Annotated in this window: 14 protein-coding genes; 4 read left to right on the forward strand and 10 right to left on the reverse strand. The window is 42.8% G+C overall.

Translation table 11 applies throughout. From position 1 onward, the window contains the following. The first annotated feature begins 10 nt into the window (after positions 1-10). Entirely contained in the window at positions 11-553 is a 543-nt protein-coding gene (locus tag CWC28_RS07625) for a DUF1415 domain-containing protein (RefSeq protein WP_063703529.1), read from the forward strand. A gap of 75 nt (positions 554-628) precedes the next feature. Here CWC28_RS07625 and CWC28_RS07630 read toward each other — a convergent pair whose 3' ends face one another. The 4 genes from CWC28_RS07630 to purL form a co-directional block, all read right to left on the reverse strand. Continuing rightward, entirely contained in the window at positions 629-964 is a 336-nt protein-coding gene (locus tag CWC28_RS07630; RefSeq protein ID WP_054551056.1) for a YdbL family probable chaperone protein, read from the reverse strand. A 9-nt stretch (positions 965-973) separates the two neighbouring features. After that, positions 974-1,156: a YnbE family lipoprotein gene (locus CWC28_RS07635; protein WP_054551055.1), complete on the reverse strand. Its 183-nt coding sequence runs from the start codon at positions 1,154-1,156 to the stop codon at positions 974-976. Beyond that, positions 1,149-3,617, reverse strand: a complete 2,469-nt coding sequence (locus tag CWC28_RS07640; RefSeq protein WP_138624954.1) for an intermembrane phospholipid transport YdbH family protein — start codon at positions 3,615-3,617, stop codon at positions 1,149-1,151. Before CWC28_RS07640 ends, CWC28_RS07635 begins: the two co-directional genes overlap by 8 nt. Positions 3,618-3,807: 190 nt before the next feature. Continuing rightward, positions 3,808-7,692 carry a phosphoribosylformylglycinamidine synthase gene (gene purL / locus CWC28_RS07645; RefSeq protein ID WP_138624955.1) on the reverse strand — a complete coding sequence of 1,295 codons (3,885 nt, stop codon included), beginning with the start codon at positions 7,690-7,692 and terminating at the stop codon, positions 3,808-3,810. Between the two features lie 311 nt (positions 7,693-8,003). On the opposite strand from purL, the gene mltF reads away from it, so the two are divergent. Then, positions 8,004-9,473 (forward strand): membrane-bound lytic murein transglycosylase MltF, encoded by a 1,470-nt coding sequence (mltF, locus tag CWC28_RS07650; RefSeq protein WP_138624956.1) that lies wholly within the window; start codon positions 8,004-8,006, stop codon positions 9,471-9,473. Between the two features lie 102 nt (positions 9,474-9,575). Next, positions 9,576-9,746, forward strand: a complete 171-nt coding sequence (locus CWC28_RS21910; RefSeq protein WP_167350237.1) for a hypothetical protein — start codon at positions 9,576-9,578, stop codon at positions 9,744-9,746. Here the strand turns inward: CWC28_RS21910 and tadA are convergent, their stop codons facing one another. Further along, positions 9,747-10,244: a tRNA adenosine(34) deaminase TadA gene (gene tadA / locus CWC28_RS07655; protein ID WP_138624957.1), complete on the reverse strand. Its 498-nt coding sequence runs from the start codon at positions 10,242-10,244 to the stop codon at positions 9,747-9,749. A gap of 180 nt (positions 10,245-10,424) precedes the next feature. Here tadA and CWC28_RS07660 point away from each other — a divergent pair, with 180 nt between their 5' ends. Continuing rightward, on the forward strand, positions 10,425-11,729 hold the full coding sequence (locus CWC28_RS07660; protein ID WP_063703044.1) for an inosine/guanosine kinase: 1,305 nt from the start codon (positions 10,425-10,427) through the stop codon (positions 11,727-11,729). Between the two features lie 6 nt (positions 11,730-11,735). Here the strand turns inward: CWC28_RS07660 and glsB are convergent, their stop codons facing one another. The 5 genes from glsB to ftsY form a co-directional block, all read right to left on the reverse strand. Further along, complete coding sequence (gene glsB, locus CWC28_RS07665) at positions 11,736-12,656, reverse strand: glutaminase B (protein ID WP_105181308.1); 921 nt, start codon at positions 12,654-12,656, stop codon at positions 11,736-11,738. A gap of 80 nt (positions 12,657-12,736) precedes the next feature. Beyond that, positions 12,737-13,600 carry an RNA polymerase sigma factor RpoH gene (gene rpoH / locus CWC28_RS07670; RefSeq protein ID WP_054551048.1) on the reverse strand — a complete coding sequence of 288 codons (864 nt, stop codon included), beginning with the start codon at positions 13,598-13,600 and terminating at the stop codon, positions 12,737-12,739. Positions 13,601-13,986: 386 nt separating this feature from the next. Continuing rightward, positions 13,987-14,973: a permease-like cell division protein FtsX gene (ftsX, locus tag CWC28_RS07675; RefSeq protein WP_063703040.1), complete on the reverse strand. Its 987-nt coding sequence runs from the start codon at positions 14,971-14,973 to the stop codon at positions 13,987-13,989. Further along, the gene (ftsE, locus tag CWC28_RS07680) at positions 14,970-15,647 is read right to left on the reverse strand and encodes a cell division ATP-binding protein FtsE (RefSeq protein ID WP_054560978.1); all 678 of its coding nucleotides are present in this window, start codon (positions 15,645-15,647) and stop codon (positions 14,970-14,972) included. Before ftsE ends, ftsX begins: the two co-directional genes overlap by 4 nt. A gap of 53 nt (positions 15,648-15,700) precedes the next feature. Beyond that, on the reverse strand, positions 15,701-16,868 hold a 1,168-nt coding region (gene ftsY / locus CWC28_RS07685; protein ID WP_138624958.1), incomplete at its 5' end, for a signal recognition particle-docking protein FtsY.

The following is a 16,868-nucleotide window of genomic DNA, read 5'->3' on the forward strand; positions in this document are numbered from 1 at the left end:
AAAGCAAGCGATGAATCGCCCAGAAATACAAATGCGCGAATGGGTATCAAGCGTAATCGTAAAATACAATTTCTGCCCGTTTGCCCGTAAAGAAGTAGAAAGCAATTGCATTCATTATCAAATCAGTCAGTCTATTACGCTTGATGATGCAGTAATGGATATGCTTGAGCAATGTAGCGCGTTAGACCAACAAGCTGAGCGCGAAACTACTTTGTTAATGTTTGAGCAAGGCTTTAAGGATTTTGAAGAGTTCTTAGATTTAGTCGATTTAGCCAATGCGCTTTTAGCTGCACAAGGCTATGAAGGTAAGTATCAAATAGCCAACTTTCATCCTGACTATGTATTTGCTGATAGCGATGACAGCGATGCTGCAAACTATACGAATCGTGCACCTTACCCAACACTGCATCTGATCCGCGAAGCCAGTATGAGCGAAGCGTTAGATAACTACGATGAACCTGAATCGATCCCAGAGCACAATATTAAACTTGCAAGACGCAAAGGCATCGACTTTTGGCAGCAGCTGCTGCAAAACTGCATCGATAAGCGCTAACACCTACCGGCGTTATAAAGATAAAAAGCCAGCAATGCTGGCTTTTTGTTTTTTATAGCGATTAAATTTAGTGAGTTATTTTTTTACCCACTCACCGTTCACTTCAATGTAGTGACCCGGCTTCGTTTTTTCGATAGTTTTAGCAGCTGCAAGGGCTTCAACTTGCGCTAACGAAAGATTGTTCTTTTTCGCAAGTTTTAAATATTGCTCTTTACGCTTTGCATTAATTTCATCAACGACCGCTTTTGCTTCGCTGTTATTAACCACTAAACCTAAATAGCCTGAGCTGTCTTCACCTACTAAGCCTTGGCTTTTTGCATCATCAAGGCTGATAGCCCAAGCAGAGAAAGATAAACAAACAGCACTGATCAAGGTGATCACATTTAGTTTTTTAAGTTGTAATTTACGCATGTGTGCTCCTTAGAATAATTCGCTGTCATCACTGAATAAGGTATCAAGTTCTTTATCCACTTTTACGCGGATCTCATGGTCAACTTTTACATTTAAGTTGATTGTAATCGGCTCTTTTGCTGCCACCTCAACACGGTGCGTACAGGCACTCAGCATGCCTACTGCCGTCAGCATTACTAACCACTTAGCCATCATTGCTTCCTTTTTTTGCATACTCTTTCTCAACTCTTTGAGTAATTTCATCACTTAAACGCAGCGCTCTAAGTAAAGTAAATACATTCTCTTCATGATTATAATTAAAGTTCACTGCTTGCTGCTGGGCTTCATTATAACCCTCTAAATTAACACCTAAATGCAACCATCCATCCGGTTTGAGGTTAACACTGCTACGTAGTTTTTTAATATCTAAATTCTCGAGTAAACTCAGCGTGGTACTCAGTTCCTGTTGCTGCGCTTTTACAGCGTCAAAACCCGCATTATTGGTGATCAGTAATTTACCATCACCCTGATTAACTAACTGCCCTTGCTTTACCTCAATGCCCTGTTTACTTATTACTACGGGTAAGGTGCCTGCTAAGCGCCCACTTAAGCTAATCCCTGATTCAGCATCAAGGGTGACCAATTTGCTGGCATCAATGTTTTCAAATTTAACAGTCGCTGTTTGGTTATCACTGAGTGGGCAGTACTTATTCACCACAAATGCCCCGCCCATAACCTGACCAGTTAGATTAGCTGCGCAAGGCTGATTAGCCGTTACCTGCAACTGACCTTGTATATTTTTGACCACGGCACCTGCGCGCAGTTCATTGAGTGTAAATTTAGTCGCTGCAATATTAAGCTGCCCTGAATTAAACGTACCGTTCAAATTCACTGCAAAATCATTCGCTAGATAATCATTATAAAGCGCACTGAATTTACTTATTTGCACGCGCCCTTGTGCTTGTTGAAGATTTACATCCCCTTTTATAATGCCTGAAACAACCCCATCAGTGACGGTAGCAAGCGGCTCAAACTGAGCAATTACCGGGTTTAGCTTGGATACTGCCTGCTCTGGTATCACCAATTCAAATGGGTGCGCAACCTCAGACATATGATGACTAACAAGTGCTTCAAAACCATCTGCAAATACATGATGCGTTGCCTGCAAGGCGCGGCTTTGAAGAGCCTTTGAAACGACTGACAACTTATTTAAGGTGAGCTCTGCTGTTGATAATTTAGCGGCCGTGGTTTTGGCATCAATATCAACAAATAACTCCCCCACACTGAGATCTGTACTAAGAGTAAGCTCATTGCTGATTTTTGCTGCATTCATATCATCATAAGTTAATGATTTAACTTTGCTATTAGCGTTAACAACTAGGTGCCGTTGGGCATTATGCTCAGCGTCAATTACGCTGGTAAAATCAGCTATCTGTGCACCCGATATTAGGGCATTTTTAACACTGATATTAGTATTCAGTTTAGCTGTAGGGCTAGTAAATAAGTCATCGATATTTAGCTTTCCTTTAGCCCCAATACCCTTAACCAGAGCGCCATCAGCCTGAAAATCTAAAAATGCAGGGAATGAATCCAACGACAGTTGAAAATCAGCGCTGACGTTCTCTTCAAGCAAATGTGCGTTTAGCTTAAGCTCATCAATATCTTTACTATTAAAATCAATGCTAACTTGGCTATTAAGTGATGCCAGCGGATCCTGTAAAGAAAAGGTCGTATTACTGACTGTCACCTCACTTTGCCCTTCTATAGCTTGCAGCTTTACAGTTGGGATTGATAGCAACTTACCTTCTACACTAACTGGTTTTTCAATGTGTAACTGCCAAGTAAGCGGTAACTGCGCTTCAACAAATGATTGATGCTGCTGGTCTGCGATGGTGTTTAAGCAGTCTCGGTTTGCACTAAGTTGATTTTGTAAAGCTGATAAATCCGCGTATAAATGCTGTTGATTTAATTGATACTTAGCACTCAATTGCCCTTCACTAGCAAAACCTAAGTCGCATTGCGCTAGAGCATGCTGATAACTTGCATTGATTGAGCTTTCAATTGCAACTGTAATTCCATCAAACTTAATCTGTGATTGAGTGATAAAATGGCTGCTTGTTGGCAATGTTACGAATCGCTCTGCCACTTGCTCATCAAACGTGATGTTGGCTTTGACTTCATAATTAGATATTGCAACGTCTGCATTAAGATCCCGCGAAATCGTAAAATGGTTTAGGCGTTTTTCTTGTATCGCCAACCTAACAGGGGTGTCGGTAAACGGTGAGACTACATCAAGCTGCTCAATGCTTATTAGCGGTCTTTGCTCGGGTAATACCAAGGCAAGCTTTTTAAATTCAGTCTGTGAAGCGTCTGGTTGTTGTTTATTTGTAAGGTCACTAACGATGAGGTTAGCGCGAGAAACACTAACCTGTTGCTTATTTGCAATAATGCCAGCTAACTCAATTTGCTGTCCTTGGTAGGTTAAGCATAATTTCTCGATATTCAAATCAAGCTTGCGAGTTAATGACCAATCAACACAGTGAAGCGCAACGCCATTTTTACTGAGCATAGGCGTTAAGTACCACGATGTCAGTGGCAGTCTGAACAGATACGCCAGCAGTGCCATGCTTAGCACGATCCCTAGCAACCCAATACACGCTCGCTTAAAACTCAAAAAACTCTCCTTGCCTTTGAACTTACACTTACTAGCAACTAGCAACTAGCAACTAGCAACTAGCAACTAGCAACTAGCAACTAGCAACTAGCGTCATTATAAACAAAAAGGCCACACATGATAGTGCAGCCTTTTTAGTTTAAACGGTTTGTATGAACCTAGCTTGTATAGCTAGGTACATAACTAAGTTCTAGCCAACGTTTTTACGAGCGTTGCGGAACATACGCATCCATGGGCTATCTTCGCGCCACTCATCTGGGTGCCATGAGTTAGCAACCGTACGGAATACACGCTCTGGGTGCGGCATCATCACCGTTGCACGACCGTCAGTAGAAGTAATACCTGTGATACCTTCTGGTGAGCCATTCGGGTTAGCTGGGTATTGCGTTGTTGGGTTACCGTAGTTATCAACAAACTTCACTGCCACAGTACCTGACTCAAGCGCTGCTTTAACTGCATCAGCGTTTGCGAACTCAGCATGACCTTCACCATGTGAAACAGCGATAGGCATACGTGAACCAGCCATACCATTAAAGAATACCGATGGGTTTTCTTGCACTTCTACAAGGCTAAAGCGAGCTTCAAAACGCTCTGACTTATTCGTTACGAAACGTGGCCAGTGCTCAGTGCCTGGGATCAATTCTTTCAATGTTGAAAGCATTTGACAGCCATTACACACACCTAAGCTGAATGTATCTTCGCGGTGGAAGAAGCTTTGGAACTGCTCACGCGCCATCTCATTAAATAAGATTGACTTAGCCCAGCCTTCACCTGCACCTAATACGTCACCGTAAGAGAAACCACCACATGCCACTAAGCCTTTAAATTGCTCAAGTGTTAAACGACCTTCAAGAATGTCGCTCATGTGCACGTCAACCGCAGCAAAGCCTGCACGGTTAAATGCCGCAGCCATTTCTAAGTGAGAGTTAACACCTTGCTCACGTAGAATCGCCATTTTCGGCTTCGCACCAGTTGCAATGTAAGGCGCTGCAACATCTTCGTTTAAGTCAAAGCTTAGTTTTACGTTAAGACCTGGGTCTTTTGCGTCAAATTTAGCGTCAAACTCTTGCTTAGCACACTCAGGGTTATCACGACGTGCCTGCATTTGATAAGTTGTTTCTGCCCAAATCGTACGAAGCTCAGTACGCGTATGGTTAAGAACCACATCATCACCACGAGTGAATAGCACGCGGTCATCAGCGTTTAGTGCACCAATTTCATGGCTGATAGCTGCTAAGCCGTGATCTGCAAGAACTGCTTTCACTGCGTCTAGGTCAGCGTTTGCCACTTGGATAACCGCACCTAGCTCTTCATTATAAAGCGCTTCGATGTCTGAACCTGTTAAGCCAGCAAGGTCAACAGTTACACCCGTGTGACCAGCAAATGCCATTTCAGCGATAGTCGTGAATAAACCACCGTCTGAACGGTCATGGTAAGCAAGTAACTTGTTATCAGCAACAAGCGCTTGCATTGCTTCATAGAAACCTTTTAATAGTGCTGGGTTATCAACATCAGGTGTCACATCACCTAGTTGCTTATAAACCTGTGCAAGGCTTGATGCGCCCATACGGTTTTGACCCGCACCTAAATCAACTAATAGTAGTGATGACTCACCTTTATCAGTACGAAGTTCTGGTGTCACTGTTTTACGAACATCTTCAACACGACCAAAAGCAGTAATGATCAGTGATAATGGTGCAGTAACTGATTTTTGCTCACCGTTTTCATCCCATTGAGTTTTCATCGACATTGAGTCTTTACCCACAGGGATAGTTAAACCAAGCGCCGGACAAAGCTCTTCACCCACCGCTTTAACAGCTTCGTAAAGACCTGCATCTTCGCCAGGGTGACCTGCAGCAGCCATCCAGTTTGCAGATAGCTTGATATTTTCAAGGCCACCGATGTTAGCACACGCGATGTTCGTTAGTGACTCAGCCACAGCTAAACGAGCAGAAGCACCGTAGTTTAAAAGTGCAGCTGGTGTACGTTCACCTAGTGACATTGCTTCACCGTGGTAAGTATCAAACGCAGCGGCTGTTACCGCACAGTTTGCTACTGGCACCTGCCAAGGACCGACCATTTGGTCACGCGCAACTAAACCCGTTACCGTACGGTCACCAATGGTGATTAAGAATGTTTTCTCTGCAATCGTTGGTAGGCGTAATAAACGCTGTGCAGCATCTGCCGCATCAATGTTAGCAACGTCTAATGGCTGTGATTGCGCTTTTTTAGATTCCACTTCACGGTGCATTTTTGGTGCTTTACCAAGTAAAACATCAAGCGGAAGATCAACAGGGTTGTTACCGAAGTGGCTATCTTCAACCGTTAAGTGACGCTCTTCTGTCGCTTCACCAATAACCGCATATTGTGCACGTTCACGTTTACAGATTGCTTCAAAGCGCGCGAAGTCTTCAGCAGCAACCGCTAATACATAACGCTCTTGAGATTCGTTACACCAAATTTCGTGTGGTGCCATACCCGGCTCATCGTTTGGAATATCACGAAGTTGGAATTTACCACCACGACCACCGTCGTCTACAAGCTCAGGGAATGCGTTTGAAAGACCACCTGCACCCACATCGTGGATGAAAGCGATTGGGTTTGCATCACCTAGCTGCCAACATTTATCGATAACTTCCTGACAACGACGTTCCATTTCTGGGTTTTCACGTTGTACTGATGCAAAGTCTAAGTCTTCGTTTGATTGGCCTGATGTCATACTAGATGCAGCACCACCACCAAGACCGATGTTCATTGCCGGACCACCTAGTGCGATAAGTTTTGCACCTACAGGGATTTCACCTTTTTGAACATGCTCAGAACGAATGTTACCTAAACCACCTGCAAGCATGATTGGCTTGTGGTAACCACGTACTTCTTCGCCATTATGGCTTGATACTTTTTCTTCGTATGTACGGAAGTAACCAAGTAAGTTAGGACGACCAAATTCGTTATTGAATGCCGCGCCACCTAATGGACCTTCAGTCATGATATCCAGTGCATTAACGATACGACCTGGCTTACCAAAATCGCTTTCCCATGGTTGCTCGTAACCAGGAATTCGTAGGTTAGATACAGTGAAACCAACTAAACCAGCTTTAGGCTTAGAACCACGGCCTGTAGCACCTTCATCACGAATTTCACCACCAGAACCTGTTGATGCACCCGAGAATGGCGCAATCGCTGTTGGGTGGTTGTGCGTTTCAACTTTCATCAAGATTTCGATGTTCTCTTGATGGTATGCATACTCGCCTTCACTATTCGGGAAGAAACGACCCGCTACTGAACCCTTCATTACCGCAGCGTTATCTTTATATGCAGATAACACGTTTTCAGGGTGTTGCTCATAGGTATTTTTGATCATTTTGAACAATGATTTTGGCTGTTCGATGCCATCAATTGTCCAATCAGCGTTAAAGATTTTGTGACGACAATGCTCAGAGTTTGCTTGTGCAAACATGAATAATTCGATGTCGTTCGGGTTACGCCCTAACTTTTGGAAGTTTTCTACCAAGTAATCAATTTCGTCTTCAGCAAGGGCAAAACCTTGCTCAACGTTTGCTTTTGCAAGCGCTTCACGGCCACCACCTAAAATGTCAACTGATGACATTGGACGTGGTTCGTCGTGACGGAATAATTTAGCTGCATCAGCCATATCCGCGTGCGTTGCTTCAGTCATACGGTCATGTAATAACGCTGCAACTTCAGCTGTTTGCTCAGCTGATAGATTACCTTCAACGTAGTATGCAATACCACGCTCAACACGGTGAACTTGGCTTAAGCCACAGTTATGTGCGATATCAGTTGCTTTTGATGCCCAAGGCGAGATAGTACCAGGACGCGGCGTTACAAGAATTAACGTGCCAGCAGGGGTGTGCTCAGCAATCGTTGGACCATAAGTAAGCAGCTTTTCAAGCTTTGTTTGCTCATCAGCTGAAAGCTCAGCTGTAAGATCAGCAAAATGCATGAACTCAGCGTAAACATCAGTGACTGGAAGTTGTGCCTGTTGGCAACGCGCTAAAATTTTCTGAACTCTAAAATCGGAAAGTGCTGGTGCACCACGAAGGATCAACATAGGTATTTTCATCCGGGGTTAGGGATTGAACGATATTTTAGGCGCATATTATAGTGCAAATAACGTCTAGATTTAACTCAAAATTACGCTTTTATTTAAATAATCTTCATAACCGCTATTATGGTCGCAACAATTAACCAACTTAGTACTCTTTATTTCTCTGCAGGTTCTTGTTCTGTATGACTTATCTATCAGCAACCCTGTTATTGTTATTAATTTTTAAATAGATAACTAAAACTATTCGCCAAGTGACGCGGCTTTGAAGTTTTGCTATAACGGTAAGGTAATGGTTTAAGGGGCATTTATAATCTATGCAAAAGTTACTCGCTATTTTTAGTTTAGTGCTCATGTTATGTGCGTGCGATATGCAACAGCAATCTTCGCAGCTTGCACATATCAAGGCACAGAACAAAATTAGAGTCGGCACATTAGCTGGCGCGAGTAATTACTATCAAGCACCACAAGGTGTGCAAGGCTTTGAATATGAGTTAGCGCAAGAATTTGCTGACTATGTTGGCGTTGAACTCGAAATGGTGCCTTTTTTCAATCTCTCCGATATGTTTGCGCGTTTAGAAAGTGGTGATTTAGATCTTATTGCCTCGGGTCTTACCTATAATACAATTCGTGCTGAGCATTATCGGTTTGGCCCCACCTATCGTAGCATTAGCCAAAAACTAGTTTATAAACAAGGCCGTAATAGACCACGTGAGTTTGCAGATTTAACAGGCAACCTGACTGTTCTAGCCAAAAGCAGTCACTCGCTGGCACTACAACAATTAAAACAGCTCAATCCAGAACTTAGCTGGAACGAAACAGAAGACATGGATGAAGAAGAGCTTTTACAAGCTGTCATCGACGGTGAAATTGATTACACCTTAGCAGATTCACACACCCTATCACTATTTCGCCGCTATCACCCAAATTTGAGTATAGGTTTCTCGGTTACCCGCAATGACCCTATCGCTTGGCTACTTAGAAAAGATGGTGACGACTCATTATATGCCTTAATGGTGCCATTTTTTGGCGATGTAAAACAAAGCAACCAGCTTTATGTGCTAGAAGAAAAATACTTCGGTCATGTTCGCCAATTCAATTATGTGAATACGCTAGCGTATATCGAAGCAATAAAAGACACTTTACCTAAGTACCAACCTTGGTTCGAGCAATACGCAGGTAACATAGATTGGCGACTACTCGCCGCGCTGAGCTACCAAGAATCAATGTGGAACCCAAAAGCGAAGTCACCAACGGGTGTGCGTGGCATAATGATGCTCACTCAAGCAACGGCAAAACATGTTGGTGTAAGCAACCGCCTAGCTCCAGAGCAAAATATCAAAGGGGGGGCTGAGTATTTAGAACAATTAATTTCTCGCATTCCAGACCGTATTCCGCAACCCGATCGAACCTGGTTTGCCTTAGCGTCTTACAATGTCGGCTGGGGACACGTCAATGACGCGCGGATTATTACCGAACAAGAAGGGGCAAGCCCCGACAAATGGGCTGATGTAAAAAAACGCTTACCGCTTTTAATTAAAAAACGTTATTACCGTAAAACCAAATATGGTTATGCTCGGGGCGATGTTGCTGTACAGTATGTTGATAACATTCGTCGTTATTACGATGCCTTGGTTTGGCTTGACGAAAATGATGCAATTGAGGATCCCGAGATCGAGCAACAAACCGCTGAAGAAGCAAAACCTGCAACAGAGGCGAGCGAAATAAAACCAAGCGACAACACTCAACAAAGCAACACAGAGCAACAGAAGTCAGAAAACAACTAACTTCAAGCACCGAAATCTGTTTACTTGTCATCAAATGATCATTATCTTCTAGTAGAAATGGAATGGACCATGCCATGCTTTACTCTCACTTAAGGAGCACACATGTTAAAAAGAAGACGCAAGACACATAAGTTCAAGCGTAATGTTATTTACTCGACAGCGACACGCCGTCGTATCATGCTGCGTAACACGCATAAAAAAGTTATTTGGCGTCGCCGCTTATTTGCGATGCAGTTAATGGAAGCTCAAATTCCTGCAACGCCGGTTGTATAACTAGGCGTTGCGAGCTGCCAGCTTTGCCGCCTTTTTCTCTTCTCTACGACGCTTAAAAAACTGAGATATCACCGCCCCACACTGCTCCCCCATAACATCGCTGGTTACTTCAACTTGGTGATTAAGTCTGGGTTCTTGTAGCAAATTCATAATTGATCCTGCCGATCCCGTTTTTGCATCTTTGGCACCAAACACTAGTCGCTTTATACGACTATGAACCAACAAGCCTGCGCACATCGAACAGGGCTCTAACGTTACATATAAGGTGCAATCTATTAGTCGATAATTATTAAGTACTTTACCTGCTTCGCGGATTGCCATCATTTCAGCATGAGCAGATGGATCTTTATCGGTAATTGAGCGGTTATAGCCATAAGATATCTGTTGATTGTCTTTTACCAGCACAGCACCAACCGGAATTTCATTAATCGCAGCCGCTTCATTGGCGTAGTTTAATGCTTTTTCCATCCAATACTCGTCGCTAAATTGTTCGCTCATATATCACACAAATCTTGTAAAACTGTGAGTAATTATACCTAGTTAGTAAATAAAAAGGGCAATAAATACTGCTACACTAAAAAATTAACGCAAATTTTAGCGGCTTTTTCATGGCTCAATGGACCCATATTGCGCTATAATCTCGCGCTTTTTTTATTTAGCTTACAACACGGGTAGCAAATGAAATTTCCTGGACGCCGCAGGCATAAACATTATTTTCCGGTGGAAGCCAAAGATCCACTAACAAATCAACTTAACTCAACCGAACGACTACAACGTAGTTATATTACGGGTATCGACCAAATTGTGGTGGATATTGAAGCGAAAGTTGATCAAGCTTTCCTAGATGAATTTCAATTGCGCCGTGGCATGTCGCAAGTGATCGATAGCGATATTACCAATGCGTTATACGACAGACTGAAACTCGACAACATGATCGACTATGAGTTTGCCGGTGGTACGGTGGGTAACACCATGCACAACTACTCAACCCTAGCTGATGACCGCTCGGTGCTGTTAGGGGTAATGAGTGAAAATATCAAAATCGGCAGCTATGCATATCGTTTTTTATGTAATACCTCTAGCCGCGTTGATCTTGATTATCTTCAACCTGTCGATGGCCCAATTGGTCGCTGTTTTACTCTTATTGACGAAACCGGTGAACGTACTTTCGCGATCAGCGCAGGACTTATGAATCACCTTCGTCCTGAATCTATCGATAAAGAACTCATCGAGAACTCTTCAGCATTGGTGATCAGCGCATACTTAATGCGTACGCAAGGTGATGAAACCATGACTGAAGCTACCATGCAGGCAGTGAAATATGCCAATGATGCGGGTGTGCCTGTGGTTTTAACACTCGGTACTAAGTTCTTGATTGAACAAGACCCAACTTGGTGGGCAGAGTTTGTCAAAAAGCATGTCGACATTCTTGCGATGAACGAAGAAGAAGGTTTAGCTATCACTGGCTTCGAAGATCCACTTTTAGCTGCTGACAAAGCACTAGACTGGACTGATTTAGTTATTTGTACGGCCGGCGAAAAAGGCTTGTTTATGGCAGGTTACGTAGACGAATCTTTCAAGCGTGAGACAGAGTACCCGCTCTTGCCAGGCGCTATTGCTGACTTTAACCGTTATGAATTTTCGCGCGCAATGCGTAAAGAGGACTGCCAACACCCAATTCGTGCATACAGCCACACCGCACCGTTTATGGGTGGTCCAGACAGCATTAAAAATACCAATGGTGCGGGCGATTGTGCGCTAGCTGCGGTACTGCATGACTTATCAGCAAACGTTTATCACAAACTTAATGTGGCAAACTCAGCGAAACATCAGCAGCCTGCTATGACGTATTCATCGCTTGCACAAATTAGTAAATACGCTAACCGTGCAAGTTATGAAGTACTTGTTCAGCATTCGCCACGTTTATCGCGTGGTTTACCTGAACGTGAAGATTGTTTAGAGCAAGTTTACTGGGATCAGTAATCTCCACTAAAAAATCGAAATATCCAGTTTCTGGGATAAACGCTCAAGGGCCGCTATCCCAGCCACTGAATTACCATACGAGTTAAGTCTTGGTGCCCAAACAGCCACAGTAAATTGATTCGGTAGCACAGCTAATATGGTACCCGACACCCCTGACTTACCCGGCATGCCAACTCGGTAGCCAAAATCCCCTGCAGCATCGTATAAACCACTGGTAAACAATAACGAGTTTAGTTGTTTATTTTGCCTTGCACTCAACACTTTATTGCCGTTGGCATCTTTGCCTTGATTAGCAAGGTAATTGTAAGCTTTTGCTAATTCTACGCAGTTCAGTTCAATAGCACAGAAGTTAAAATAGGCCCATAACACATCATCCACTTCATTATTAAAGTTGCCGAATGACTTCATTAGATGCGCCATCGCGGCATTACGATGACGAAACTCATACTCAGAATTTGCCACTTTCTTATCAATAACAACCTGAGCATTCCCTGATAACTGACGAAATGACTCAAGCATTGAATGCATCGGTGCAGATAAACGGCTATATAAAGCATCACAGGTAACAATCGCACCAGCGTTGATGAACGGGTTGCGTGGTATGCCTTGTTCAAATTCAAGCTGTGTAAGAGAGTTAAAAGCAGTGCCTGAAGGCTCTTTACCAACTCGTTGCCACAGCTCATCACCATAACGTTGAAGTGCTAAGGTTAAGGTCATTACCTTAGACACAGATTGAATCGTGAATCGCGCACCACAATCACCCGCACAATAGGTTTGCCCATCCACTGTATGAATCGCAATAGCGAACTGGTTTGGCTCAACCTCTGCAAGCGCAGGAATATAATCAGCAACCTTACCTTGGCTCAGTAATGGTTGAACTTCTCTTGTGATTTCATCTAATACTTGTTGATAATCAATCTGTGACATACCGCGTCCTTTAAAACAAAAAGCCCCGCATTTGCGAGGCTTTGTAGTCTACTAAAGATGGTTTGCTATAGCGATTGCTATTAGCTCATTGCTGATTGCAGCTTTTTCATCGCTGTTTTTTCTAGCTGGCGAACACGCTCTGCAGAAACGTTATACTTTTCAGCAAGCTCTTGCAGTGTTGCTTTGTCGTCAGCTAACCAACGCGCACTTACGATGTCTTGTGAGCGCTCATCAAGGGTTTTTAACGCGCTGAATAAACGTGCATGAGACTGTTCTTGCCATTGCTGTTCTTCGATATCATCAGCAAGGTCAGCACTGCCATCTGTTAAATACTGTACTGGCGAGTATGTGCTTGTCGGTGCGTCGTCATTGTCGTCGCCCGTTAAGTCAAAGCCCATATCTTGACCACTCATACGTGATTCCATCTCACGTACTTCTTTTTCACTTACACCTAGCTCATTAGCAACGGTGCTAACCTCTGCTTGGTTAAACCAACCTAAACGCTTTTTGTTTTTACGTAGGTTGAAGAATAATTTACGTTGCGCTTTTGTTGTTGCAACTTTCACGATACGCCAGTTTTTAAGTACGTATTCATGAATTTCGGCTTTGATCCAGTGTACTGCGAATGAAACTAAGCGAACACCTACACTTGGGTCGAAACGTTTTACCGCTTTCATCAGACCAATGTTACCTTCCTGAATTAAATCAGCTTGCGGTAAGCCATAACCTGAATAGCTTTTCGCAATATGAGCAACAAAGCGTAGATGCGACATAATGAGTTGCTTCGCAGCTTCAAGATCACCTTCTTCCTGAAGACGTGTCGCCAACTGCTTTTCTTTCTCTGCATCAAGCATAGGAATAGTGCTAACCGCTTGAAGGTAGCCGTCCATACTTGCGCTCTGTTGACCTGCAGTAAGTGCCATTGCGTATAAATCTTTACTCATTTTTCACCTCAGTGATAAACATTTGAAACCATCTTAGCACTCTTTAAGCGAGAGTGCTAACTTCAATTAAAAACTTTTTTAAAGTTCAAATCAAGTGGTTTTTGTATCTATTTTTAGTCTACGCTAACACGCTGAATAAGCGATGAATTCTAGCTTGGAGTGATATTTTGATAAATTAACAGCGACTACTATTTATCGCTAAAAGAGCAGTGTAACAAAAAATTCATACCAATCGTGTTAAGTTACTGACCAATTATAGCGACAGATAAATGAAGTGATAACAAGGCATATATTTTGACATATAGTAGTTCTACATGAAAAATTTATAACGCAGTTAGCGCTTTATTTAGCTCGCTAGATTGGTTAAATTCTTAAGTCGATTGGTATTACACTTTATCGGGTTCAATTTCTTTTATGTAGCGGTTAACTGATAGGTAAGAACCAACAAATCCTAAGCCTGTTGCAAGCGCGACTAAAATGCCAAACTCTGAGAGTGTTAAACCAATTAAGTCAAAGCTGGTTTCATAAACACCCGCAACATCACTTACAGCAGCACCAAGCCACCACATCATTAATGCAACACAAATAAAAGAGAACAAACCGCCAATAATACCGTACCAAATCCCTGTCCATAAAAATGGCGCATGAATAAAGGTGTTTGTCGCCCCTACTAACTTCATCACTTGAATTTCATCTTTCTTATCCATGATTGATAAGCGGATAGTATTACCAATGATCAGGGTGACGGAGGTTAATAATAGTAGAGCAATGGTGATCACGCTTTCTTTTAATAAACTTAAAAGTGCATTTAATCGCTCAAGCCAAGCAATATCGAGTTTACCAAAATCAACTTCTCTTTCGGCTTCAAGCTTTTGCAGTAATTGCTTTGCTGTATTTGGCTGACGGTATCGTGCTGTCGGTGTAACAATAACAACATCTGGTAACGGGTTCGCATCTAAATATTCAAGTGCTTGGCCAAATCCTGATACTTGTTTAAATTCAGTGAGGGCGTCGCCCTTTGATACAAACTCCACTTTATCTACTTCAGGGTAGAGTGCTAAACGCTTAACTAAGGTTTGTGTTTGTTGTTCGCTCATAGTTTCTTTTACGAACAACGAAATCTCTGCTGCATCTTCAAAGCCAGTGCTTACTTGCGAGACATTTTTAACCACTAAATAAAGTGTCGCTGGCAGCGTTAAGCTTAATCCTAATACGGCAATGGTCATCAATGAAGCAAGAGGTGTTCGCCACATTTCACCTAAGCTATGCACACCTTGACGAATAAGATTAATAAAGAAGAAATAAGGCGCTGCTAAAAATGACTTTTTCTGACGTTCGTTTTGGCTGTTGCGGCTTTTAAACAATAAACTCATAGTGCCCCCTCAGCTAACGGATCGTCAATCATACGGCCATCTTTCAGTGTTAGGCTGCGATAACGCATACGCGCAATTAAGCCAATGTCATGGGTTGCAATCAGTACGGTTGTGCCATGATTATTAAAGTCTTCGAATAAACGTAATATGTCCATTGAAAGCTCAGGGTCTAAGTTACCGGTTGGCTCATCAGCTAATAGAATTGGCGGTGAATTGACGATAGCACGAGCAATACCAACACGCTGCTGCTCACCACCTGATAAGGTTGCTGGATTACACTTCGCTTTATCAAGTAACCCAACTTTATCAAGCGCACCGTGAACACGTTTAGCTATTTGCTTGTGGTGCGTGCCTTCAATAATTAAAGGTAAGGCAACATTATCAAACACAGAGTAACGTTCTAGTAAGCGGTGATTCTGAAAGATGATACCAATATCGCGGCGTACATAAGGGATCTGGCGTGATTTAACCGCATTCAAATCAACACCATTAATAAGCACCTGCCCTGCCGATGGGCGCTCCATCAAGCTAATAAGCTTCAATAGGGTACTTTTACCTGCACCACTGTGCCCGGTTAAAAAGGCCAGTTCGCCAGGCTTGATATGAAAGCTGACTTTTTCAAGGGCACGATGGCCGCCTGGGTATGTTTTACTGACTTGCTGAAAATTTATCATTTTAGTTATCAATCATCTTGCAGCGAAAAAGGGAGCAAGCTCCCTTTAGTTAATTATGCGTCATCCTCGTCTTGGCTAAATAGTGCATCAATAAAGTCACTACTATTAAAAGTACGTAAATCATCAATACCTTCACCAACACCGATGTAACGAATTGGGATATTAAATTTATCTGCAACGGCGAAAATCACACCACCTTTAGCGGTACCATCTAGTTTAGATAAAGTAATGCCCGTTAAACCAACACATTCATTAAATAATTTAACTTGGCTAATTGCGTTTTGACCTGTACCTGCATCAATAGTTAACATAACTTCATGCGGTGCATCTGGGTCAATTTTCTTCATTACACGGGCAATTTTTTCAAGCTCTTGCATTAGGTTATCTTTATTTTGCAAGCGCCCTGCTGTATCGGCGATTAACACGTCAACATTACGGGCTTTTGCCGCCTGAAATGCATCAAAAACCACTGACGCACTGTCTGCACCTGTATGTTGAGCAATCACAGGAATGCTATTACGCTCACCCCATACTTGCAGCTGTTCAACCGCTGCAGCACGGAAGGTATCACCCGCAGCAAGCATCACTGACTTACCTTCGTTTTGGAACTGCTTCGCTAATTTACCAATCGTGGTGGTTTTACCTACACCATTTACACCCACCATTAAGATAACAAATGGCTTTTTCTCACCGCTTACAACCAACGGCTGCTCAGCGGTTTTAAGCATACTTGCCATTTCTTGCTTCATTAACTCGTATAAAGCATCGCCATCTTTTAACTGCTTACGATCGGCTGCATCGGTTAGGTTATCAATCAACTTCATTGTTGTATCAACACCTAAATCGGCTGTCAGTAATTGTGTTTCTAGTTCTTCAAATAACTCATCGTCAATTTTCTTACCGCTAAATATAGACGCAAAACCAGAACCGATATTAACGCGAGTTTTTAATAGACCTTTTTTAAGACGTGCAAAGAAACCTTCTTTCTTAGGTTTTTCAGCAGCGGCTTGAGCAGCTTTCTCTTGCTCTAAACGCTCTGCTTGTGCTTTTTCTGCCGCGATACGCTCTTGCTCTAAACGTTCCGCTTCTGCTTTTTCTGCCGCGATACGCTCTTGCTCTAAACGTTCCGCTTCTGCTTTCTCTGCCGCGATACGTTCTTGCTCTAAGCGCTCCGCTTGTGCTTTTTCAGCAGCAATGCGCTCTTGTTCTAAACGTTCCGCT

It is taken from the genome of Pseudoalteromonas sp. S4492 (genome assembly GCF_005886115.1).
Lineage (GTDB): Bacteria > Pseudomonadota > Gammaproteobacteria > Enterobacterales > Alteromonadaceae > Pseudoalteromonas > Pseudoalteromonas gelatinilytica.

Bases quoted from the DNA above. Each gene is read 5' to 3' on its own strand.
- CWC28_RS07625 (WP_063703529.1), top strand. From the start codon at position 11: ATGAATCGCCCAGAAATACAAATGCGCGAATGGGTATCAAGCGTAATC.
- CWC28_RS07630 (WP_054551056.1), bottom strand. From the start codon at position 964: ATGCGTAAATTACAACTTAAAAAACTAAATGTGATCACCTTGATCAGT.
- CWC28_RS07635 (WP_054551055.1), bottom strand. From the start codon at position 1,156: ATGGCTAAGTGGTTAGTAATGCTGACGGCAGTAGGCATGCTGAGTGCC.
- purL (WP_138624955.1), bottom strand. From the start codon at position 7,692: ATGTTGATCCTTCGTGGTGCACCAGCACTTTCCGATTTTAGAGTTCAG.
- mltF (WP_138624956.1), top strand. From the start codon at position 8,004: ATGCAAAAGTTACTCGCTATTTTTAGTTTAGTGCTCATGTTATGTGCG.
- CWC28_RS21910 (WP_167350237.1), top strand. From the start codon at position 9,576: ATGTTAAAAAGAAGACGCAAGACACATAAGTTCAAGCGTAATGTTATT.
- tadA (WP_138624957.1), bottom strand. From the start codon at position 10,244: ATGAGCGAACAATTTAGCGACGAGTATTGGATGGAAAAAGCATTAAAC.
- CWC28_RS07660 (WP_063703044.1), top strand. From the start codon at position 10,425: ATGAAATTTCCTGGACGCCGCAGGCATAAACATTATTTTCCGGTGGAA.
- glsB (WP_105181308.1), bottom strand. From the start codon at position 12,656: ATGTCACAGATTGATTATCAACAAGTATTAGATGAAATCACAAGAGAA.
- rpoH (WP_054551048.1), bottom strand. From the start codon at position 13,600: ATGAGTAAAGATTTATACGCAATGGCACTTACTGCAGGTCAACAGAGC.
- ftsX (WP_063703040.1), bottom strand. From the start codon at position 14,973: ATGAGTTTATTGTTTAAAAGCCGCAACAGCCAAAACGAACGTCAGAAA.
- ftsE (WP_054560978.1), bottom strand. From the start codon at position 15,647: ATGATAAATTTTCAGCAAGTCAGTAAAACATACCCAGGCGGCCATCGT.